Here is a 21,048-nt window from a genome sequence, read left to right on the forward strand (position 1 = left end):
TCGCCCACGTTACCCATGGCTGAAACCTCTAGCAAACGCGATGGTCGCAAAGAAAACGCCAGCGCCACGCAGGCGGCGTTGCAGCGCGCCGCGCTGCGTTGGTTCAGCGAGCAGGGCTTCGAGAAAGCGCCAGTCGGCAGCATCTGCGCCGATGCCGGCGTGACCGTGGGCGCGCTGTACCACCACTACGGCGACAAGAAAGGCCTGTTTGCCGCCGTGGTGGAGGAGGTGGACGCCGGGCTGGTGCTGGCTGCTTTGGCGGCGCGCCAAGCCGTCATTGACGGCGGTGGCAGCGCCTGGGATGCGTTCTTGGCGTCTATCGATACCGTGCTGCAAGCCGGCACGAATGCGCCCATGCGGCGTTTGATGCTGGTGGACGCGCCTGCGGTGCTGGGCCCGCAGGTGTGGGGGGAAATCCGCCAGCGGCAGGGTCTGGGCGCCATGCGCGGCAGCATCGGCGCCATTCAGGCGCACGGCATTTTTCAGGGGTACGATCCGGAGCGCCTGGCGCGCATTGTGTTGGGCGCGCTCTACGGTGGCATGGATTCCCTGCCGGACGATGAGGCCAGCGTGCAGGACGCGCTGGCCGACACCCGGCAATGCCTGGTGGCCATGCTTGAAGGTTTGCGAAGCAAGGATGTTGTATGACCGTACAGACCACATTTCAACTTGGCACCGACACCAGCACCGTGCTGTGTACCGAAGACGGCCGCGTTGTGCTGGAGCAGGAGTTGCCACTGGGCACCGCATCACTAGCCCGCCAATGGATGCGCTACACACCGCCCACGCCGCTGGACATTGAACACGCCATTGAGCAGGTGGAAGACGTGGTGATGCCGCTGGCAGCCAAGCTGGTGCGCACGGACCAGTTGCAGCTGCGTGGGCCCGGAGCCGCGTTGATTCTGCAAGGGGTGGGCGCTGCGCCGGGTGCTGTGCTGCGATGGAGCCTGGACGATGTGGAGGATCTCTTCAACCGCCTCGCCATGGTCAGCCAAGGCCGCCCCAGCGGGCAGGAGGCCCTGCCTACCGAGCCGCAGTTTTATGCGGCGATGGTGATCCTGCGGGAGTGTTTGCACCACCTGCGGTTCGCTAAGGTCGTGGTGCAGGCGGGGTGAGCTTACTGCGCGGGTGAAAGCGGCTTCCAGCGCTCATTCAAGTGGAGATTTGGCCGCGCGTTTTCGGTGCGTTTGGTTGTAGCCGATAGCAGGGTCATTGCTCTGCAGTATTCGAATGAACTCACTTTCTTTTCTTCGAATTTCAAGCTTGTCATCCGACTCGAAAAGAATTTGCTTGCGCAAGGTGAGGTCGAGAAGGTCGGTCTTGGTGAAATCTTTTTCGACCAGAGCGTTGTCCCAACTACCGAAATAGCGCAAGGAGTGACCTGGCGCTCCCTCATCCTTCCCCACATAGATCTTTCCGTTTGGAAAAGTGATCTTGTAGACGACATATCGAAACAACGCTGGCTGAGGCGCTGACATTATTTCGCAGCCTCCACCTTCACCTTCATGTTCGGCGCCTCCCCAAACATCTCCGGCGCATACATCGCTTCCACGCGTGAGGGCGGAAGCGAGAACTCGCCGATGTTGTTCAGGCGGATGGTGTATTCCATTTTCACCACGCCCTTGGGCAGGTACTCGTAGTAGCTGCGGAAGGATTCGAAGCTGCGCTCTTCAAACGCGGCCCAGCCGTAGCCATCGCGTTTCTCGCCTTGTGTCGCAATCTCGGAATCGCGACCTAAACCACTACCCAAAATGGTGGCGCCGCCGGGCACGGGGTCGGTGATGGCGACCCAGGTCATGTCGGCGCTGGCGTTCACCTCGATGCTGATGCGCAGCACGTCACCGCGCGTGTAGCTGCCGGCAGGCAGGTTCTTGTTGGCCTGCTCCACGGGGGTGATGGTCTTCTTGATTTGGTAGCCGGCAAAGAAGGGCGCCTTCAGCTGCACCGCAGCCACAGACTGCAGCGTGAGCCAAGGTTTGCCGGCGCCCTGGTGGGTCACGTTGAGCGTGTCCTTGGCGGCCGTATTGCCCCAAGGCAGGAACATGGTGTTGTTCCGCAGGTTGCCCGGTGATGCGGGTGCGCCAAACATGGTGGTCTGGTGCGCGGCCCCCGATGCATCGGTGGTCTTGATGCGTTCGACCTTGCTCCAGTCCACGGCGGCACTGCCCGTGCTCATGCTGGCCTTGGTGCCGCCGGCCACCGGCACGGCCTCAAACTTGGCGCTGAATTTCTCCAGTGCCAGGCCACCCCAAAGGTTGGCGGTGGTGGTGTGCCAGGCGCCGTTTTGCTGGCGGCTGATGAAGCCGTTGGCCAGGCGACCCATGTCGTCCTTCCAGGCCGGGTCGTCCATCACGGCCAGGATCAGGCGCGCGGTGTTCACGTCGCCGTTTTGCATCAGCCACCACCAGTAGTCGTCCTTCTCGCTGCTGAAGATCATCTTGGTTCCCTGGTAGCTGATGCGGCTGCGCAGGATCTGGTTGGCCTCTGCGATGCGCTTGTCGCGCTCGGGCACGTCGTTCACGCGCTTGAGGATGTTGAGCCAATCAATCACCGAATGCGTGGGCCACTGGTTGGGCGCAATGGTGATGCTGTTCACCATGCGGCCCTGGGCCTTGCCGTAGCGCGACAGCGCTTCGATGGCGGCCAGCTTGCGCATGTCCAGGTCCTTGCGTGGGCTCCAGAACTCGCGCTGAATGCGGCCTTCCACAAAGGCGATGAGGCCGCGCTCCATGGGCGCGCGGATTTCGTCGCTGAGTGCGAATGCGGGGTTGATGGTGGACGCCTCATGCGTGGCGGCCAGCAGGTAGGCGGTCAGCGTGTCGCTGCCGCGGTTGGCCTCGCCATCGCGCGGCGGGAAGTAATTGGCCAAGCCATCGCTATCCACGTAGCTGGGGATTTGCGTGGCCACGGTCTGCCATAGCTTGCCGTCGCGCAGGCCCACGCTCTTGCTGGTCTTTTGCTCCAGGCAGGCAAAGGGGTAGGTGGCAAACCAGTCCTTCACGCCCGGCAGGCCTTCGGCCAGCTTGGGCTGTAGCGACATCTTGAGCCCACCACGGCCGGGCAGGGCGTCGGCGGGGGCGTTCACGTCCAGGGTGAATGGGCCGTCAATCTGCATCAGCGTCGCCTGCTGCACAGTCAGCGGCACAGCGGGCACGATGCGCTGGCGCGCCTTGAGCGCATCCCTGGCACCGCTGATCGTGTCCTTGGCCTCAATCTCCCACAGGATGGCCTCGTTACGGGTCAGCGCCAGCTGGGCCGGTGCGGTCACGTTCCAGGCCACTTCGCGTGCATCGCCTGCGGGGATGTCCACGGTTTGTGGCTCCATCGTCAGCAGCGTGGCGCGCGGTGCTACCAGCACCTTCATGGCCTGCTTGGTGGTGTTGCGCAGGGTCAGCTGCGCGCGGTACTGGTCGTCCTCGCGCACCAGCGGCGGCAGGCCGCTGATGATCTGCAAGTCCTGCGTGGCGCGGATGCTGGTGCTACCCGTGCCAAACATGCCGGTGAAGGCATCGGCCACGGCCACGATCTTGAAGGTGGTCAGTGCGTCGTTCAGCGGCACGGTGACCACCGCCTGGCCGTTGGCGTCCAGCTTCACGCTGGGGTTCCACAGCAGCAGGGTTTCCAGCAGCTCACGCGCACCGCTGTGGCCACCACCACCGCCGGGTGCCACGGCCTTGCGGCCATAGTGGCGCCGGCCAATGATTTCCATCTGCGCGGTGGACGTTTCCACGCCCCAGCTGCGCCGCTGCAACATCGCGTCCAGCAGATTCCAGCTGCTGTTGGGCATCAGCTCCAGCAGGGCCTGGTCGACGGCGGCCAGGGCCACTTCGGCACCGGCCGCTGGCTGGCCGTTGGGCAGCTTCACTTGAATAGTGACCTGCGCCTTGCCGCGCACGGCGTAGCTTTCCTTGTCAGCTTTCACGCTCACGTCGAGCTGGTGGGCCTTGGTACCCACGCGGATTTCCGCCACGCCCAGGCGGAAGGCGGGCTTGCTCAAATCCACCAACGCGGTGGGCGCCACATATTCGCGGCCCTCGTACCAGAAGCTGGTCCACCACTCGCGCGGGGCCTTGTAGCCCCAGGTGAAGAAGCTGTACCACGGCACCTCGCGCAGGCGGCCGCGCAGCACCAGTGCACTCACATACACATTGGGGCCCCAGCCTTCCTGAATCTTCAGGCTGATGGTGGGGTCCTGGCCGTTGAGCTGCACCACCTCGCTCTGCACAATGCCTTCGCGCTCCACCGACACCAACGCGGTGGCAAAGCGGAAGGGCATGCGCACCTGGAATTTGGCCGTCTCACCGGGCTGGTAGGCCTTCTTTTCGGGGAGCAGGTCGATGCGGTCGGTGTTCTCGCCACCAAACCACAGCTCGCCCTGTTTGGTGACATAGACCGAAGAGGCCGCCTGAATGCTGTTGCCAGCGCCGTCTTTGGCGGTCACCACCAGTTCCACTTCACCGGCTTCGTTGAGTTCGGTTTCGCACAACAGCAGGCCGCGCGAATCGCTCTTGCCGCTGCAGACGCTGCCCATTTCTTTGGTGCTGGTTTTGTTGTCGTAGGTGTAGAAGCCGCCCACCATGCGCTTGCGCGTGGTAGTGGTGATGCGGGCAGTGGCTTTCACTTCCAGCGCCACGCCTGCTTGCGGCTTGCCCGTCAGGTCCAGCGCCAGGGCCTGGAACTTGATTTTCTGGCTGCTGGACACCCAGCCTTCGGTCTTGATGCCGGCCACCACGCTGGCGGGCCACAGCGTTTGCGTGCTGCGAATGGTTTGCACTTCGCCGTTGGGGTCGGAGTAGGTGGCCTCCAGCAGCAGGTCTTGCGGCTGGCGGCTTTTGGGCACTTGTTCCAGTGTGAGTTTGCCTGCGCCGCTTTTGTCCAGCGTCAGCGGCAGCTTGTCGGCAATCACGCGGTTGTCTGCGCTGGCGTTGCTGTCTTCTTCACCCTCGCCACTGCTGGCTTGTTGGTTGCCGCGCGGGGCGGAGAAGTTGAATTCGCTGAAGTCGGCAAAGCTCAGGGACTTGCTGCGCACCAGCGCCGACACACGCACGGGCAGGTTCACCGCACCGCCACCCGATACGTAGTTGATCTGCACATCCACGGGCACCTTGTCCACATGCACCAGCGCCTTCTTCTCGGCTGGCGTCACGCGGCCTTCCAGCACTGGCAGGCGGAACTCTTCTACGCGGAACTGGCCGGTGTAGAAGTCCTGGTCTTGCCGGCTGCCAGACAGCTGAACTTGGTAGACGCCTAGCTTGGCTGCGGGCGGGATGGAGAAGCTGTTCTCGGCACTCAGGCCACCGGTAGCGGTTTTGCGCCACTTCAGGTCCTGCTCGTACTGCTGGCCGCTGCCCACGTGGGTGATCAGCAGGGTGTCGGGCTGCTCGGCGGGCAGGCCAAAGCCTTTGGACGTTTCGGTGCGCAGCAGGTGTTTCATGGACACGGTTTCGCCCGCGCGCAAGAGCGTGCGGTCAAACACGGTGTGGGCACGTTCGTCGGGTACCGCGTCGCGGCTGGTGGGCACGTTGAAGCGCCAGGGCTCGATGCCACGGTTCCAGTCGCTCCACGTGAAGGCCAGGTCTTGCGCCGTGCCTTTGCCGTCGCCCGCTGACTGGCTGGCGCGTGCGCTCACAAAGTAGGCTTGGCCATAACCGTCTTCCCCACTGCAGCGCGGGGGCTGGGGCGAGAGGCCCTCAAAGTTGGCCACGCCTTGCGCATTGGTGACGCCGGTGGCTAGCTCTTTGCCCCGGCAGTCGGACACGCGCACGGTGGCACCGGCCACCGGTGCACCCTTGTCCAGCGAAGTGACCCAGGCCAGCGCGTTCTCGCGCCCCAGCTTGAAGTGCACGCCCAGGTTGGTGACCAGGGCCGAGGTGCGCACGTACATGGTGCGGCTTTCGCCATGACGCTTGTCCAGGAGGCTGTTGCCCAACCGCTGCGAGGCAATTTCAACCACATGGAAGCCGGGCGTGAGGGGAATGCCCACTACTTCAAAGGGGCGCGGGTCGTTGTTCTCTGGCTTGGGCAAGTCCAGCGTCTTCACATTCGGACGGCCTTGCAAGAGCGACACCATGCGGGTTTGTACGCCGTATTTGTCGGCATCGCTCACGATTTTGGGCAGCGGGCCTTGCACATCGGCTGCGGCCTGCTTGCGCGACACGGTGTAACTGTCGTAGCGCTGTACCTTGCGCCACCAGGCAATGATGTCGGCATCGGTGCCCGGCTGGAAGGTGCTGACCTTGCCGGCGGGCGCTTTGGCGTTGGGTTTGGCCTGTTCGGTGTTCACACCCTTGACATTCAGCGCGGCTTCCACGTTACGCAGGGTGACGGGCAGCAGGGCTACGCCATTGGGTTCGGCAAAACGCTCCACGATGCCAAAGGGTGACGCGGCAAACTTGGCCAGCGGCGGTCTGGCGGCGGTGGCGGTCTTGAGCGGAAAGCTGTCGGCATTGCGCAGCGTGCGGCCCGAAGCGTCTTTGAAGTTCTTGGGCAGCTCAATGGTGAACGCGGTTTGCTCGGGCAGCGGTGCCTCGAAGCTGATGCCGTTGACCACGCCATCTTCGTCTTGCTCCTCTCCCAGGCTGGGCTTGAAGCTCTCTTTGCCACCCACCAGACGAATGCCTTGCAGCAGCTTCACTGGCACCGGTGCGTTGAAGTTCAGCGTCATGGGGCGAATCGGCAGGCAGGCGCTCTGCGCGTTTTCGCGTTCGCAGCTGAAGGTGGCCGCAAAAGGCTCGCGCACCTGGAAGTTGAAGCGTTTCTCCACGCTGTTGGGCACACCTGTGGCTGCGCCACCGCGCACGGGCGTGGTCACACCCTTGCCAAACACCAGTTGCACCTTGGCCGATGAGGACAGCGTGCGGTTGCACGCCAGCGTGACGATGGACAGCGGGTTGGCCTTGGCCTCCGATTCCATGCCTTGTGCCTGCAGCAGGGCTTCGCGGTCTTTGCCGCTGATCAGGCGAATCGCCACGCGTTCACCCAGACCTTCTACCGCGCACCACACATGGGCCTGCACGCTCTCCAACGTGGCGGCACCGTTGAGGCGCAGGGTGAAGAATTGTTCTTCGTCGATGCGGCTGCCTGAGTAGGGGCGAATGCTCTGCACAAACGGACCGCCGCTATTGAATTTGTAGCTGCTCGCGCCCGTGAGCGCTGCGCCTTTGGGCGATTTAAAGCCTGCTTTGGCCTGCACGGTGCAGCTGATGCCGGGCGGAAGGTCGTTCTCAAAGTCAAATGCCCACACCCGGTCGTTCACCCAGCGGCCCGTGCCCTTCGTGACCTGGGCATCGCTGCAGCTCAGGGTGAGCGGGGCCTCTGCCTTGGGGTCGCCAAAGTTGACGGCGCTTTCGTCAAATTTGGCCACCACCTGGCGTATCTGGGCAATTTCTCCTTGGGGGGAGAGGCTGGTGATTTGCAGGGCCATGGCGGCCCACGAGGACGCGGCCAGGCCGCAGGCGAGAAGGATTTTTGGTGTTTTCACGCGGGCTCCCGAAAAGCAGAGGGGAAGGGTAGCCGAAAAAAATTGAAACCCATTGAATCCAGTCGGCTTTGGGCTGCGTACCTGTAACAAGCCGCAACGCATTTGCTTGCGTGCCCATTCCTAACTCAGATCGATTGGACGCCCCATGAACCACTTTCGCACCGCATTGCTCGTCAGCGCCGTCAGCCTGTGCAGCGGCCTGGCCTGTGCCGACACCGGCAAACTCCTGCTCACCGGGGGCGTCAGCTCCATCGACGGTGCCGCCGGCGGCGGCCTGACACCCTGGGCTGTCATCGGCACTAACGCCACCGAGGGCGAGTTGGGGGTGTCGGCCCATGTGAGCCGCGCCACCACGCAGGACTACAGCCTCAACACCATGGGCGTGGCCTTTGCCTTTAACGACCGGCTGGAGATCTCGCTGGCGCGGCAAGACTTTGACGCCTCGCCCGTCACCGGGCTCAATGGCCTGGGCTTTGCGGTCCAAAACGGCCAGCGCGTGAAGATGGACGTGCTGGGCGTGAAGCTGAAAGTCGCTGGCGACGCCGTGCTGGACAGCGACAGCTGGATGCCCCAGATCGCCGTCGGTGTGGAGCAGAAGTCGGTGGACGCGGGCTCCATCAAGCCGGTGCTGGATTTTTTGGGTGCTAAGACCACCGGAACCGACTTTTATGTGAGCGCGACCAAGCTGTTTTTGGGCCAAAGCCTGTTGCTGAATGGCACGCTGCGCTACACCAATGCCAACCAGAATGGCCTCGTCGGCTTCGGCAGCAAGGCGCCGGGCACCAACGAAGGCAGCTGGGTGCCCGAGGTATCGGTGGCCTACCTGCTACGCAAAGACTTGGCGATTGGTGCCGAGTACCGCGCCAAGCCCAATAACTTGCGCGCCATGGGCCAAGCCAATGGTTTGGGCGAAGGCCTGCAAGAGGACGCGTGGAAAGACCTCTTTGTGGCCTGGGCGCCCAACAAAAACACCTCCATCACCTTGGCCTATGTGGACCTGGGCCGCGTGTTGCCCGGCGTCACCGCCAACCGCAGCCAATCCGGCTTCTACCTCTCGGCCCAAGTGGCGTTCTGATTTGAAACACAGCAAGGATTTGACATGAAACACCTCCTCATCACACTCACGATTGCCGCCCTGGGCCTGGCCGCCACCCCCGCTATGGCGCAAAGCGCTGCCCCCGCGCAAAACGACGCGCTCTACCAAGCCTTGGGCGCCAAGCCCGGCCTCGAAGCACTGATGGAAGTCTTTGTGGCGGGCCTCAAGGCCGACAAACGCATTGGCGAACAGTTCAAAGACACCAAGTCGTCCTACCTGCAAGAGCAACTGGTGGACCAGTTTTGCGTGGTGAGCGGCGGCCCTTGCAAATACCAGGGCGCCGACATGAAGTCCGCCCACGCTGGCATGGAAATCAACAAGGCGCAATTCAACGCGCTGGTGGAAGTGCTGCAGTTCGCCATGGATGCGCGCGGTATTCCGTTTGCCACGCAAAACCAGTTGCTGGCGCGCCTGGCGCCCATGCACCGTGACGTGATTACCGCAAAGTGAGTACCGCACCATGCGTTTCACTGTGAGTATGGCCGCCATCTGTGCGGCGTGGGCCCTGGCCGCCAGCGGAGCAGCCGCTGGCACGCTGGAAGTACTGGTGCTGGACCGCGATGGCAAGCCTACACCCGATGCGGTGGTGATCGTCATCCCTAGTGGCAAAGGCCAGCCCAAAACACCGCTGCCCAACAGCGCTGTGGTGAACCAGGAGAAACAGCAGTTTGTGCCCGCTGTCACCGTGGTGGCCGTTGGCGCCCGCGTGCGTTTCATCAACAGCGACCCCTGGAACCACCACGTGCGTGTGGGGGCTGCTGGTGCTGCGGTGGGCGCGTCAGACGGGCAATCGGCCGTATTGGAAGGCAAGGCCGAGGGCAAACCCGCCAGCGCTGCCGTCTTCACCATGGACAAACCCGGCGCCATGGGCGCAGCCCTGTTGGGTTGCTTCATTCACAGCCGCATGGGCGGTGCCATCTATGTGGCCGATTCGCCCTGGACGGTGAAGACCAACAGTGAGGGTGTGGCCGTGCTGGAGGAGGTGCCCGAGGGCGCCGCCAGCATCAAGGTCTGGCATGCCGCGCAGCTGGTGGAAAAAACGCCGCTGCAGGTGAATGTATTGGCGGCACCGGGGAAGGTGACGTTTCAGCTGGATGTGGCGCCGCGCCGGCGCAGCTGATCTTGCAAGGAGTGGTGCGCGGTGTTTAGCGGCCAGGTGCCAAAAGCTGCCCGCGCCACTTCCACTCCAGGCTGGCCAGGCTGCCCACAAACAGCGCCTCGACCAGCAGATGTGCCATGCCAAAAAGTGTGGCCGTGTCTGCCCAGCACACAGCGATGCCTACGCATACCAATGCCCACACACCGTTGGCGACGATCAAGGCGTTGAGCGCGCGTGGAGTGCGTGTGCGGCGGATGGCCAGTGAGAACGAATAGCTCGCGTAGAGCATGTTCGCGACGCCGATGAACACCAAGAGGTCTGTCGGCATGCCGTACAGCGCGGCCAGCCAGTCCAGCAGTAACAACATGGCGACACCGGCCAGCGCACCGGCGGTGCAGTCAATCCAGAGTAGGTGTTTCACGCCGGTTGGATCTGGTCAAAAGTTGCTCAACTAGCGCCCAATTGTTTTTGAACTGCAACAAATCCTCTACGCCATATCGATTGTCGAGTGACTTGTAATTGATCGGGCGTATCCAATCTTTGGGCTCCATCCATTTCACGTAGGAAGAAATGCAAGCATTCTGTATATCAGTCTTCTTGCATATAAAAAATTGGTCTTCACCATGAGCCGCCCCTAGCGCAATGCAGATGAAAACCAAATCCGGGTGCTCGATAGGCTTTTTGCCACGGTTTACTTGTTTTCTCGTGACTTCATTTATTTCAATGTCCAGCCATAAGTCTGCACGACTAGGCCATGTCTTCCCCCGGGTAGTCTTCACCTGAATAGGGATTGTTTGCAACATGTCATTGCACACAATCAGGTCAAACTCGGGGACGTTTCCAGTAAAGGTTGTTGCGATGAGCCCCCTTCGCCCGAGTTCTGCACAAGCCAAGTATTCGCCAATCTGGCCGGTGAGCTTATTTGATAGACCTGTTGCCATTTGGTTGTTTACTCCGGGAAACGGATGAGTGGAAATTTGAGAAGCCGAGTTGCGTAATCCAGGATTGCTGAAGACTTTCGGTGAGATTGAGCGGTTGATATTTCGGTATGGGTCGAGAGTCGTGCCATATGAAAAATTTCGACGCTATTCCATAGCGTAGCCCAGCATTGTGTTGGCCAATCTCGTGCGCACCTGGCGGGTTTGTTTTTCTGTAAGAAGTTTGGCTTGTATGGGAGCAACGAATTTCTGACGTGGATTTACCAATATGGCGAATCGCAGAGCCGGGGCTATGGGCTCTCGCCGATTTCTGGGCATTTGACAGTATGAGGCGGGGGCCCATAGCCCCGGCTCTGCGCGCCCACACAGCCCGACAGAAGCCAAGAGCACATAAAGCTATCAATTTAGTAGCTGCTTGCGCAATATACACGGGCGTTAGGGGCCAATTTCTTATAAATCCAACCGGGGCATTGCACCCCGGCCATCGCCTCACAGCATCTTCTGAATCAACGTCCCCTTGAACAGTACCGGCCCGGTCGGCCCGGTTTCACTGGGCACGCCGCCCTTGGGTTCCAGGCTGATGGCCAGGGTGGGGACTTCGCGCACATCGCTCTCACCAGCGGTCAGGCGCAGCAGCTTGTCGCTGCCCAGCACGCCCAGCGATTTGGGGCCACCGGAGGGCGGCAGGGCCCAGAGTTGCAGGGAGCGGTCGTCGGCTTCCTGGTAGCCACCCACGCGTTGCAGCGTGAGCTTTTTGGCCTTGGGGTCAAACGTCACCAACATGGATGCAGCCGACTTGTCGTCGGCCAGCACGGCCACGTATTCGATGTGCGGGGTGCTTTGCAGTTGGGTTTGGAGGCGCGCGATCTCGCCTCCCAGCTCCTCGCGCATGCCGATGCCGACCGACACGGCGGCGATGGTGGCAAACGCCCCCGCTGCGGTGGCCGTGCGCCACACGGTCAGGCTGCGCAGCCAGCTGCCAATGCCAGCGGATTCTGCAGCTGTTGAGGTTGCTTGCGCGCGCACTGCTTGTTGCACAGCGCTTTGTTTCTCGCCTTGCACCAGGTTGTCGATGCGAGTCCACACCGCGCTGCTCGGCTGGGCCTGGGGCTGCAATTCGTTCAGGCTGGACAGCCGGCTTTGCCAGATAAGAGCGGCGGCGCGGACGGGGGCTTGCTCGCGGGCCATGGCTTCAAAGCGGCGACGGGCGCCACCGCGCAGCGTGCCCAGTGCGTAGCTGCTGGCCAGGCGGTCCAGCAGTTCGGGGTGTTGTTGCAGGTTCATGCCGGGCTCCTTACGCAAAGCGTGCCATGCACATGCGCAACTGGTCCAGACCGCGGCGGATCCAGGTTTTCACGGTGCCCAGCGGCAGGCGCAATTGCTCGGCCAGCTCGCTATGGCTCAGGTCGCGCACATAGGCCAGGCTCACCACCTCGCGTTGCTTGCTTTCCAGCTTGCCCAGGCACTGGTGCAGGGCCCAGGCCTGTTCGCTGGCCTGGGCGGTGTCCATGGGCGTGGGGGCGTCGGCGGGCAGGGTGTCGGCCAATGCTTCGTCCAGCTCGTCGGTCAGGTGGCTGCGCTCGGCGGCGCGTCGGCGCAGCATGTCCAGACCCCGGCTGCGCACGATGAGGCCCAGCCAAGCCATGGGCGGACTCAAAGACGCGCGGTAGTCCGCCGCAGAGCGCCACACAGTCAGGAAGGCATCCTGCAGCACGTCCTCGGCCAGCTCGCGCTGGGGAACCACGCGCAGTGCCAGGCCGTAGAGCTTGCTGGCGCATTGTTCATACAGGGCTTTGAGTGCGGCCTCGTCCTGGTGGGCGATGCGGTCCAGCAGGACGATGAGCAGGGCGTCGTGGTTGTCAGGCGTCATACCGCCATTGTGTGTCATGCGCGGTACCACAGCCGCATGTTGCGGCTTGCGCACAAAGCCGCGTAACTTGCTATGAAAAGAGGAGCTTCTCGCGCTTGTTTGACGGGGGCTGGATGGAGAAATCATGTGAATCGCCGGGTATGTCTGCCAATAGGGCCTGTACTGGGTACGCAGCGCAGGTGGCCATGGATTCAGCCCTGCAATGTCCGAGTGCTGCACTGGGTCAATCTGAATCCAGAGCGGGGGCAGGGTGCGTATTGAGAGCGTGGGTCGGCATTTTTCGCCCCGCTTGTTTCGTCTAACACCTCGTAAAGGACCTGACCATGACATCCCTGATTCAAACCCTCACCTCTGGCGCTTCTGTTCCCTCCCGCCGTGCTTTCATGGGCCGCACGGGCACCCTGTCTGCCGTTGCGGTGGCCCTGCTGGCTGGCAAAGACGCCATGGCCCAAGGCATGGCGGGTGATACCTCCAAGGACGTGAGCATCCTGAACGTGGCCCTGGGCCTGGAGCATGAAGCGATCAACGCTTACCAACTGGGCGCCGGCAGCGGCCTGCTGCAAAAGCCGGTGCTGGACGTGGCCGTGCGCTTTCAGGCCGACCACAAGGCCCACCGCGACGCGCTGATCGCCACCATCCAGAAATTGGGTGGCACACCGGTGATGGAAAAGAAGCTGGACGACTACGCCAAGGCGCTGAAAGCCGACACCCTGCGTAACCAGGGCGATGTGCTGGACTTGGCCGCCCGCCTGGAGCTGGGTGCCATCAATGCCTACCTGGGCGTCATTCCTGCCTTTGGCAACAAGGACCTGGCCAAGGTGGCAGGCCGTTTGGCAGCCGATGAAACCATGCACTACACCCTGCTGCAAAACGCGTTGGGTCGTCCGCTGCCCGCAGGCGCTTTGTCCTTCGGCGCTTGATGCATATGCGTTTGCCCTGTGTGTTGCTGCTGGGTTTGCTGGGCCTCGCTGCAGGGGCCCAGGCCCAATCCGTAGCACGCGGACAGGCGCTGTTTGAGAGCCGCTGTGTTGCCTGCCACAGTCTGGATGCCAACCGCGTGGGCCCCGCCCTGCGCGGCGTGGTGGGCCGCACGGCGGGCAAAGCCAGTGGCTATTTCTATTCCGAGGCCATGGCTGCGGCCACCCATGTATGGGACGTGCCCAAGCTCAAGGCATGGCTCACCAACCCGGAAACCGTGGTGCCTGGGCAGGACATGAACTACCGCCTGGACATTCCCCAAGACCGTGACGACGTGGTGGCCTATCTGGCCTCCGTGTCTGTACCCGCTTCCCCTTCCGATCCTTCTTCCAACCCCAGAAAGTAAGACCATGAAAACACGTACCGCTTTGTCCCTTGTGCTCGTCGCCGCTCTGGCCGCCTGCGCCAACCAGCCCATGCGCGCACCGTTCAGCCAAGACATGTTGCCCGCCGCCGTGAAGGTGCCCGCAGGCCACACCGTGGCAATGGAAACCGCTGCCGCCGGCGACATCACCTACCAGTGCCGTGCCAAGAAAGACATGGCCGGCCAGTTTGAATGGGTGTTTGTGGGGCCGGATGCGGGCCTGAAGGACCGCAGCGGCAAGGTCGTGGGCCGCTACTATGGCCCGCCCGCCACCTGGGAGAGCACAGACGGCTCCAAGGTCACCGCCACGCAGGTGGCCGTGGCGCCGAATGGCGACGCCAATATTCCGCTGCAGCTGGTGAAGGCCAACCCCGCCATGGGCATGGGCGCCATGCAGGGTGTGACGTATATCCAGCGCGTGGCGACGGTGGGCGGTATTGCGCCCAAGGCCGCTTGTGCCCAGGCCAACGAAGGCGCCAAGCAGATCGTGCAATACCAAGCAGACTACATCCTCTACAAGGCCATGTAAGGCAGGGCAGCAAGGTCTGCAAGGAAGGGGCTTTCGGAAGCTGCCATATACTGTTGTTAAAAACAGTATTTGAATTTTGAACCGGGAGCCCCGCCATGCTTGACGACACCACCGCCCCTACCGGCCTGTTTGCCGACGACAGCCAGGTCACCCGTTGCGTGTGGTGCCGTGCCACGCCGCACTACCAGCATTACCACGACCACGAATGGGGCTACCCCGTGGACAGCGACACCCGCCTGTTCGAAAAGATCTGTCTGGAGGGCTTTCAGTCCGGCCTGAGCTGGCTCACCATCCTGAACAAGCGCGAGGGCTTTCGCACCGCCTTTGCCGGCTTTGACATGGACAAGGTGGCCGCCTTTGACGACAGTGATGTGACACGTTTGGTATTGGACGCCGGCATCGTGCGTCACCGCGGCAAGATCGTTTCCACCATCAACAACGCCCAAAAGGCCATCGAGCTGCGCAAAGAATTTGGGTCGCTGGCCGCCTACTTCTGGCGCTTCGAACCCGAAGCCACCAACCGGCCCAGCCAGATCACGCGCCAGACCCTCAGCGGCATCACCACCTCGGCCGAGTCCATCGCCCTGTCCAAAGATTTGCGCAAGCGCGGCTGGAGCTTTGTCGGCCCCACCACCATGTACGCCTTCATGCAGGCCATGGGCCTGGTGAACGACCACCTGGAAGGCTGCGATGCACGGGGGCGGGCCTTGCAGGCGCGGGCAGACTTTGTGGTACCCACGAATACCTGAGAGTGCTATTGATTCAGTAGCTGTTAACGCAGATTCCATAAGGGCCTACGCCCGATTTTGCCTAAAACCTTTAGCCCAGGTGCTCCACCACCAGCACCGCCTTGGCCATGCCTTTGCCAGTGTTGCTGATGGCGTGCTGCACGTCCACTGCATAGCGCGCACTATCGCCCGCTTTGAGCACTTTGCTGCTGTCGGCCGCCTGCACAGTCAGGCTGCCGCTGAGTACCGAGAGGTGTTCTTTGGCACCTGCCTCGTGTGGCTCGGAGGCCAGCACACCGCCGGGCTCCACAGCCAGCTCGTACCACTCCACTCGCCCCGCTAGAGCGATGGGCCCCAGGATGCGCAGCGTGCATTTGCCGTCCGGGCTGGTGGTTACCGGTATGGTGTGGGCGGGCACCAGCTCCACCGTGGGCGTGACCTTGTCGGCGCTGGCAGTCCCTAGCAGGTCGGTGAGGCTGATGCCCAGCGCGGTGGCCAGGCGCCACAGCACGCCCACCGTCGGGTTGGCCTGATTGCGCTCCACCTCCGACAGCATGGACTTGGAAACCCCCGCGCGCTTGGACAGCTCGTCGAGCGATAGCTTCTGCGCCTTGCGGATTTCCTGCAGCTTGGAGCCGACGGCGGGCGGGCCGTCGTGAAGGGGATGGGGGGAGGGGACTTGCGCCATGGTGGTTTTGGTCGGTAAAATGGATTTTTGTTCGATATACCGGAAATATCCGCTCATCCAATCTTACACTGCCCACGCCACCATGACCACCGCGCCTAATTCTCTGCCCACTGGCCACTATCTGCAATTTGCCAGCGACAACACCTCCGGCATCTGCCCCGAGGCCATGCAGGCGTTCGTGGCGGCCAATACGGGCTTTGCGGCGTCCTATGGCAATGACGATGCCACGCGCTTGGCATGTGACCGCATCCGCGAGGTGTTCGAGGCGGACGCCGAAGTCTTCTTCGTCTTCAACGGCACGGCCGCCAACTCGATTGCGCTGGCGTCACTATGCCAGTCTTATCAGGCAGTGATCTGCAGCGACACCGCCCACGTGGAAACCGACGAATGCGGCGCGCCCGAGTTTTTCTCCAACGGTTCCAAGCTGCTCTCTGCCCCGCACCGCCACGGCAAGCTCACATCAGCCGGCGTGCTGGAAGTCATCACACGCCGCACCGATGTGCACTACCCGCGGCCCAAGGTGGTCACGCTCACCCAGTCCACCGAAATGGGGTCCATCTATCAAAAGGGCGAGATCAGCGGCATCAGCCGCATCGCGCAGGAGCATGGCCTGAAAGTGCATATGGATGGTGCCCGATTCGCCAACGCCGTGGCCGCGATGAAGGTGGCGCCCGCCGACATCACCTGGCGCGCCGGCGTGGATGTGCTGTGCTTTGGCGGTACCAAGATGGGCCTGCCGATTGGCGAGGCGATTGTGTTTTTTGACCGCAAGCTGGGCGAAGAGTTTTCCTACCGCTGCAAGCAGGCCGGGCAACTGGCCTCCAAAATGCGCTACTTGTCGGCCCCCTGGCTGGCCATGCTGACCGACAACACCTGGCTGCGCCACGCGGCGCATGCCAATGCCATGGCCCATCGCCTGTCGGAAAAGATCGCTGGCATTGCCGGCGCCGAATTGCTCCTGCCCACCGAAGTAAACGGCGTCTTCGTCAACCTGCCCGAACCCGCCATCGCCCGCCTCAAGGCCCTGGGCTGGACCTTCTACACCTTCATCGGCGGCGGCGCGCGTTTCATGTGCTCGTGGGCGACCACTGAAGAGGCGGTGGACCACCTGGCGGACGATCTGGAGCGGGCTCTGGCGGGGTGAGCGACTTCAGAGGCGCTGCAAATTTTGTAGCTGCTTGCGCAATAAAAACGGGGGCTAAGCCCCCGTTTCGCATTTGAAAGTGCTTGGTTAGACCTTAGCCCAAACGCGCCCGGTGACGCGCTACCTGCGCTTTCACCTGCGCAGGCGCCGTGCCGCCCAAGATGTTGCGGGCGTTGAGCGAGCCGCGCAGGCTCAGGCACTCGTACACATCCTTATCGATGCTGGCGTGGAAGCCTTGCAGCACTTCCAGCGGCAGTTCAGACAGATCGCAGGCGTGGCTCTGCGCAGCCTTTACGGCGTGGGCCACGGTCTCATGCGCATCGCGGAAGGGCAGGCCCTTCTTCACCAGGTAGTCGGCCAGGTCGGTGGCAGTAGCGTAGCCCTTGAGCGCGGCGCGCTCCATGGCTTCGGCGTTCACGCTGATGCCGCCTTCCTTTTGGCCGGTGGCCGCATTTACCTGGCCGCCAATCATCTCGGAGAAGATGCGCAGCGTGTCCTTCAAGGTGTCCACGGTGTCGAACAGCGGCTCTTTGTCTTCCTGGTTGTCCTTGTTGTAGGCCAGGGGCTGGCCCTTCATCAGGGTGATCAGGCCCATCAGGTGGCCGACCACGCGGCCAGTCTTGCCACGTGCCAGTTCGGGTACGTCGGGGTTTTTCTTCTGCGGCATGATCGACGAGCCGGTGGTGAAACGGTCGGCAATCTTGATGAAGCCGAAGTTCTGGCTCATCCAGATGATGAGCTCTTCGCTCATGCGGCTGATGTGCACCATGGTCAGGCTGGCGGCGCTGGTGAATTCGATGGCGAAGTCGCGGTCACTCACAGCGTCCAGGCTGTTCTGGCACACGCCATCCATAGCCAGTGTCTTGGCCACGCGCTCGCGGTCCAGCGGGTAACTGGTGCCGGCCAAAGCGGCGCTGCCCAAGGGCAGGCGGTTGGTGCGGCGGCGCACTTCGGCAAAGCGCTCGGCATCGCGGCTGAACATTTCCACGTACGCCAGCATGTGATGGCCAAAGCTCACGGGCTGGGCTACTTGCAGGTGGGTGAAGCCTGGCAGGATGACGTCGGTGTTCTTTTCCGCAACGTCCACCAGAGACTTTTGCAGGTCCACCAGCAGCTCGCCAATCAGGTCAATCTCGCCGCGCAACCACAGGCGCACGTCGGTGGCGACCTGGTCGTTGCGGCTGCGGCCGGTGTGCAGGCGCTTGCCGGCGTCGCCCACCAGTTGGGTGAGGCGCGCCTCGATGTTCAGGTGCACGTCCTCCAGATCCAGCTTCCACTCAAAGGCGCCGGATTCAATCTCGCCCCAGATTTGGGCCATGCCTTTCTGGATGGCCGCGTGGTCGTCAGCGTTGATGATGCCCTGCGCAGCCAGCATTTCGGCGTGCGCCAGACTGCCGGTAATGTCGGCCTGCCAAAGGCGCTTGTCAAAGAACACGCTGGAGGTGTAGCGTTTGACCAGATCACTCATGGGCTCAGAAAACAGCGCGGACCACGCCTGGGACTTTTTATCGAATTGGTTTTGGGACATGGGGGACGCTTCTCAGAATGGAGTCAAAATCTGGTGGACATGAACGACACCCAAATATTATCGACGTTCCAGGAGCTGGCTCCTGCACAGCCGGTGGAGGCCAAAGCTCCAGCCCTGGTGTTTGATGCCTGCCAAATGGGCGTGGTGCTGCGGGCGGTGTTGTTTGTGGAGCTGGCCATGGGTGTAGCGGCCATTTTTGCTGCCACTACGCCGTGGAGTTGGGTCTTGCGCTTTTCCTTGATTACGGGTGGCGCTCTGCCAGCCACCTTGGCCTGGCTGCTCTCTGCCTGCGCGGCCAAACGTTGGCTGGCGCGATTGCGGCCTGGTGCGCAGTACTCTGCGGCGATTGCACTGGGAGCGGTGGCTGGGTTGTACGGCTGTGGTCTGCTGGCCATCTCAGGTTTGCTGTTCGATGCGCCCTGGGTGGCCAGTGCTTTTAGTGGTGCCTTGCTTTCATCCATTTTGGTGGCGGCCTTGGTGATGCGTGCCAAGGGACGCACCCCCGCCGACACAGCCGCCCGCCTGGCCGAGCTGCAGTCGCGCATTCGTCCCCATTTTTTGTTCAACACACTCAACAGTGCCATTGCTTTGGTACGCGCCGAGCCGGCCAAGGCTGAGGCCTTGCTGGAAGATTTGAGCGACCTGTTTCGCCATGCGCTGATGGACCAGGACACGGCAGTGACCTTGGCGGAAGAGATAGCGCTGGCGCAGCGCTATCTGGCCATTGAGCAAGTACGCTTTGGCGAGCGCCTGGATGTGCAGTGGTCCCTGGATCCCGAGGCCGAGCAGGCCAGACTGCCCCCGCTCTTGTTGCAGCCGCTGGTCGAAAACGCTGTGCGCCACGGTGTGGAGCCCAGCGCTACCGGAGCGGCCGTTCGCATTTCTACCCAGCGTCGCGGCGCCACCGTGGTGGTGAAGGTAACCAATACTGTGCCCGCCGGGCAGGGCTCCGAGGGTCATGGTCTGGCACTGCGCAATGTGCAGGACCGCTTGGCTTTGCTGCATGATGTGCAGGCGCAGTTTCGCTGCGGTCTCAAGGATGGTGTGTACCAGGTTCGCATGGAGTTTCCCGTATGAGCGCAACAGCCCCTCTCTCCCGGCGCTTGCAGGTGATGGTGGTGGATGACGAGGCCTTGGCCCGCTCCCGCCTGCGCACGCTGCTGAGCGATTGTTACAACCCAGGCGCCGAAGTGGTGGCTGAGGCCGCCAACGCAGGCCAGGCGCTGGAGCTGCTGCGCGGGCGGCGAGTGGATGTGGTGTTTTTAGACATTCACATGCCCGGTGCCGATGGCCTGGCGCTGGCGCACACCCTCAAAGCCTTGCCTCAGCCGCCCGTGGTGGTGTTTGTCACTGCGCATGCCGAACACGCCTTGCAGGCCTTCGAGCTGGAGGCTGCCGACTACCTGACCAAGCCAGTGCGGCTGGAGCGCCTGCAGGCAGCGCTACAAAAAGCAGAGCGGCTTGCGCATATTCCAGCAGGGCTGGGAGGTGTTTTCACCTCCGATGAGGTGCTGGTCATCCAGGAGCGCCACCGCACTGAGCGGGTGCCACTGCAGCAGGTGCTGTACTTCAAGGCGGAACTCAAGTACATCACTGTACGTACCGCCGTGCGCAGTTACATCCTGGACGGTTCGCTCAACGATCTGGAGTCCAAGTACTCGGAGCACTACCTGCGTATCCACCGCAACGCCATCGTGGCACGGTGGGCCGTGCGGGCGCTGGAGAAGCATTACGACGCGGAGGAAGGCGAAGGCTGGGCGGTGCGTCTGCAGGGGGTCGAAGAGTTGCTGTCGGTGTCGCGCCGCCAGTTGGCAGCGGTGCGTGGTCTGATCGCCCAATGAGCGGTGCTTTGTTGTTTCGCTGCTTGCGCCGGATAGCCCGTGTGGTGCTGTGTGCAGGAATGGTGGGCGGCGCGGTTGCAGCTGATCGCATCCGTATTGGTGCGGAGGACGATTGGCGGCCTTATTCCTACGTTGCCGAAGGCAAGCCAGTGGGTTTTGCCGTGGACTTGGCGCGCGCGGCGTGGGCCGCCGCAGGTGTGGAGCTGGAACTGGTGTCCTTGCCTTATGCGCGGTGTATGCGAGAGGTGGACAACGGCACGTTGGCGGGGTGTTTTGACACCTTGCGCGATGCGCGGACCGAAGACAAATACCTGTGGCACAAGCGGCCCCTGTTCAAGGCCCGTATTGCGATCTATGGCCGAAGCCAAGACCCGGGGCCGACACGAGTGGAACCCGCAGACTTGCTGGGGCGCCGCATCGGGGTGACCAACGGGTATGACTATGGCGAGGCGTTTGACAATGACACGCGCATGGTGCGCGACGTGGCGCCGTCAGATTTGATCTCATTGCGCAAACTGGTGGCCGGGCGTGTCGACTACGCGCTGGTGTATGACCGGGTGGCGCAGGAAATCGCCCGGGTGCATCCCCAACTGGGAGAGGGTTTTGTACTGCGTGGGACGCTGGTGGAGCCCCTGCTGTACCTCTCTTTTTCCAAGCGAAGGCCAGGTGTGGAGCCGCTGATCGCGCGCTTTGACGCCGGGTTGGACAAAATCCAGAAGTCTGGCGAATACGCGCGTATTGAGGCGCGCTGGAGGTAAGGCAGCC

General features: G+C 62.5%; 21 protein-coding genes. 13 read left to right on the forward strand and 8 right to left on the reverse strand.

Going from position 1 to position 21,048, the window contains the following annotated elements:
• Positions 1 to 15: 15 nt before the first annotated feature.
• Positions 16 to 648 (forward strand): TetR/AcrR family transcriptional regulator, encoded by a 633-nt coding sequence (locus CHU94_RS10570; RefSeq protein WP_094479612.1) that lies wholly within the window; start codon positions 16 to 18, stop codon positions 646 to 648.
• The gene (locus CHU94_RS10575; protein WP_094479614.1) at positions 645 to 1,115 is read left to right on the forward strand and encodes a hypothetical protein; all 471 of its coding nucleotides are present in this window, start codon (positions 645 to 647) and stop codon (positions 1,113 to 1,115) included. The genes CHU94_RS10570 and CHU94_RS10575 overlap by 4 nt, the downstream gene beginning before the upstream one ends.
• A gap of 33 nt (positions 1,116 to 1,148) precedes the next feature.
• Here CHU94_RS10575 and CHU94_RS10580 read toward each other — a convergent pair whose 3' ends face one another.
• Positions 1,149 to 1,478: a GIY-YIG nuclease family protein gene (locus tag CHU94_RS10580; RefSeq protein ID WP_176452004.1), complete on the reverse strand. Its 330-nt coding sequence runs from the start codon at positions 1,476 to 1,478 to the stop codon at positions 1,149 to 1,151.
• The gene (locus CHU94_RS10585) at positions 1,478 to 7,423 is read right to left on the reverse strand and encodes an MG2 domain-containing protein (protein WP_255033966.1); all 5,946 of its coding nucleotides are present in this window, start codon (positions 7,421 to 7,423) and stop codon (positions 1,478 to 1,480) included. The genes CHU94_RS10580 and CHU94_RS10585 overlap by 1 nt, the downstream gene beginning before the upstream one ends.
• A 202-nt stretch (positions 7,424 to 7,625) precedes the next feature.
• Here CHU94_RS10585 and CHU94_RS10590 point away from each other — a divergent pair, with 202 nt between their 5' ends.
• From CHU94_RS10590 to CHU94_RS10600, 3 genes are read left to right on the forward strand one after another with little or no spacing between them, the layout of a single operon-like run.
• Positions 7,626 to 8,555: a DUF3034 family protein gene (locus tag CHU94_RS10590; RefSeq protein ID WP_094479618.1), complete on the forward strand. Its 930-nt coding sequence runs from the start codon at positions 7,626 to 7,628 to the stop codon at positions 8,553 to 8,555.
• Between the two features lie 24 nt (positions 8,556 to 8,579).
• On the forward strand, positions 8,580 to 9,026 hold the full coding sequence (locus tag CHU94_RS10595) for a group 1 truncated hemoglobin (RefSeq protein ID WP_094479620.1): 447 nt from the start codon (positions 8,580 to 8,582) through the stop codon (positions 9,024 to 9,026).
• A 10-nt stretch (positions 9,027 to 9,036) separates the two neighbouring features.
• Positions 9,037 to 9,696, forward strand: a complete 660-nt coding sequence (locus CHU94_RS10600) for a plastocyanin (RefSeq protein WP_255033919.1) — start codon at positions 9,037 to 9,039, stop codon at positions 9,694 to 9,696.
• 25 nt (positions 9,697 to 9,721) lie between these two features.
• Here CHU94_RS10600 and CHU94_RS10605 read toward each other — a convergent pair whose 3' ends face one another.
• From CHU94_RS10605 to CHU94_RS10620, 4 genes are all read right to left on the reverse strand, one after another.
• Positions 9,722 to 10,096, reverse strand: coding sequence for a hypothetical protein (locus CHU94_RS10605; protein ID WP_217901308.1), 375 nt, complete (start codon positions 10,094 to 10,096; stop codon positions 9,722 to 9,724).
• Positions 10,074 to 10,616 carry a hypothetical protein gene (locus CHU94_RS10610; RefSeq protein ID WP_094479624.1) on the reverse strand — a complete coding sequence of 181 codons (543 nt, stop codon included), beginning with the start codon at positions 10,614 to 10,616 and terminating at the stop codon, positions 10,074 to 10,076. Before CHU94_RS10610 ends, CHU94_RS10605 begins: the two co-directional genes overlap by 23 nt.
• Positions 10,617 to 11,102: 486 nt before the next feature.
• Positions 11,103 to 11,897, reverse strand: a complete 795-nt coding sequence (locus CHU94_RS10615) for an anti-sigma factor (RefSeq protein WP_094479626.1) — start codon at positions 11,895 to 11,897, stop codon at positions 11,103 to 11,105.
• A gap of 10 nt (positions 11,898 to 11,907) precedes the next feature.
• Positions 11,908 to 12,483 carry a sigma-70 family RNA polymerase sigma factor gene (locus CHU94_RS10620; protein ID WP_094481001.1) on the reverse strand — a complete coding sequence of 192 codons (576 nt, stop codon included), beginning with the start codon at positions 12,481 to 12,483 and terminating at the stop codon, positions 11,908 to 11,910.
• Positions 12,484 to 12,806: 323 nt separating this feature from the next.
• On the opposite strand from CHU94_RS10620, the gene CHU94_RS10625 reads away from it, so the two are divergent.
• From CHU94_RS10625 to CHU94_RS10640, 4 genes are all read left to right on the forward strand, one after another.
• A complete protein-coding gene (locus tag CHU94_RS10625; RefSeq protein ID WP_094479628.1) occupies positions 12,807 to 13,403 on the forward strand; it encodes a ferritin-like domain-containing protein in 597 nt (198 codons plus the stop codon).
• 5 nt (positions 13,404 to 13,408) lie between these two features.
• On the forward strand, positions 13,409 to 13,807 hold the full coding sequence (locus CHU94_RS10630) for a cytochrome c family protein (protein ID WP_217901309.1): 399 nt from the start codon (positions 13,409 to 13,411) through the stop codon (positions 13,805 to 13,807).
• Between the two features lie 4 nt (positions 13,808 to 13,811).
• On the forward strand, positions 13,812 to 14,354 hold the full coding sequence (locus tag CHU94_RS10635) for a DUF3455 domain-containing protein (protein WP_094479632.1): 543 nt from the start codon (positions 13,812 to 13,814) through the stop codon (positions 14,352 to 14,354).
• A gap of 95 nt (positions 14,355 to 14,449) precedes the next feature.
• Positions 14,450 to 15,103 (forward strand): DNA-3-methyladenine glycosylase I, encoded by a 654-nt coding sequence (locus CHU94_RS10640; protein ID WP_094479634.1) that lies wholly within the window; start codon positions 14,450 to 14,452, stop codon positions 15,101 to 15,103.
• A 70-nt stretch (positions 15,104 to 15,173) separates the two neighbouring features.
• Here the strand turns inward: CHU94_RS10640 and CHU94_RS10645 are convergent, their stop codons facing one another.
• Positions 15,174 to 15,770, reverse strand: a complete 597-nt coding sequence (locus CHU94_RS10645; protein ID WP_094479636.1) for a helix-turn-helix domain-containing protein — start codon at positions 15,768 to 15,770, stop codon at positions 15,174 to 15,176.
• 82 nt (positions 15,771 to 15,852) lie between these two features.
• Between CHU94_RS10645 and CHU94_RS10650 the strand changes: the two genes are divergently transcribed.
• Positions 15,853 to 16,914, forward strand: a complete 1,062-nt coding sequence (locus CHU94_RS10650) for a low specificity L-threonine aldolase (RefSeq protein WP_094481003.1) — start codon at positions 15,853 to 15,855, stop codon at positions 16,912 to 16,914.
• Positions 16,915 to 17,008: 94 nt separating this feature from the next.
• Here CHU94_RS10650 and argH read toward each other — a convergent pair whose 3' ends face one another.
• Positions 17,009 to 18,442, reverse strand: a complete 1,434-nt coding sequence (argH, locus tag CHU94_RS10655) for an argininosuccinate lyase (protein WP_094479638.1) — start codon at positions 18,440 to 18,442, stop codon at positions 17,009 to 17,011.
• 39 nt (positions 18,443 to 18,481) lie between these two features.
• Between argH and CHU94_RS10660 the strand changes: the two genes are divergently transcribed.
• From CHU94_RS10660 to CHU94_RS10670, 3 genes are read left to right on the forward strand one after another with little or no spacing between them, the layout of a single operon-like run.
• Positions 18,482 to 19,519, forward strand: coding sequence for a histidine kinase (locus CHU94_RS10660; RefSeq protein WP_094479640.1), 1,038 nt, complete (start codon positions 18,482 to 18,484; stop codon positions 19,517 to 19,519).
• Positions 19,516 to 20,283, forward strand: coding sequence for a LytTR family DNA-binding domain-containing protein (locus CHU94_RS10665; protein ID WP_255033920.1), 768 nt, complete (start codon positions 19,516 to 19,518; stop codon positions 20,281 to 20,283). Before CHU94_RS10660 ends, CHU94_RS10665 begins: the two co-directional genes overlap by 4 nt.
• Positions 20,280 to 21,041, forward strand: coding sequence for an ABC transporter substrate-binding protein (locus tag CHU94_RS10670; RefSeq protein WP_094479644.1), 762 nt, complete (start codon positions 20,280 to 20,282; stop codon positions 21,039 to 21,041). Before CHU94_RS10665 ends, CHU94_RS10670 begins: the two co-directional genes overlap by 4 nt.
• The last annotated feature ends 7 nt before the right edge of the window (positions 21,042 to 21,048 follow it).

The sequence above is a fragment of the Rhodoferax sp. TH121 genome (assembly GCF_002251855.1).
Classification (GTDB): Bacteria; Pseudomonadota; Gammaproteobacteria; order Burkholderiales; family Burkholderiaceae_C; genus Allorhodoferax.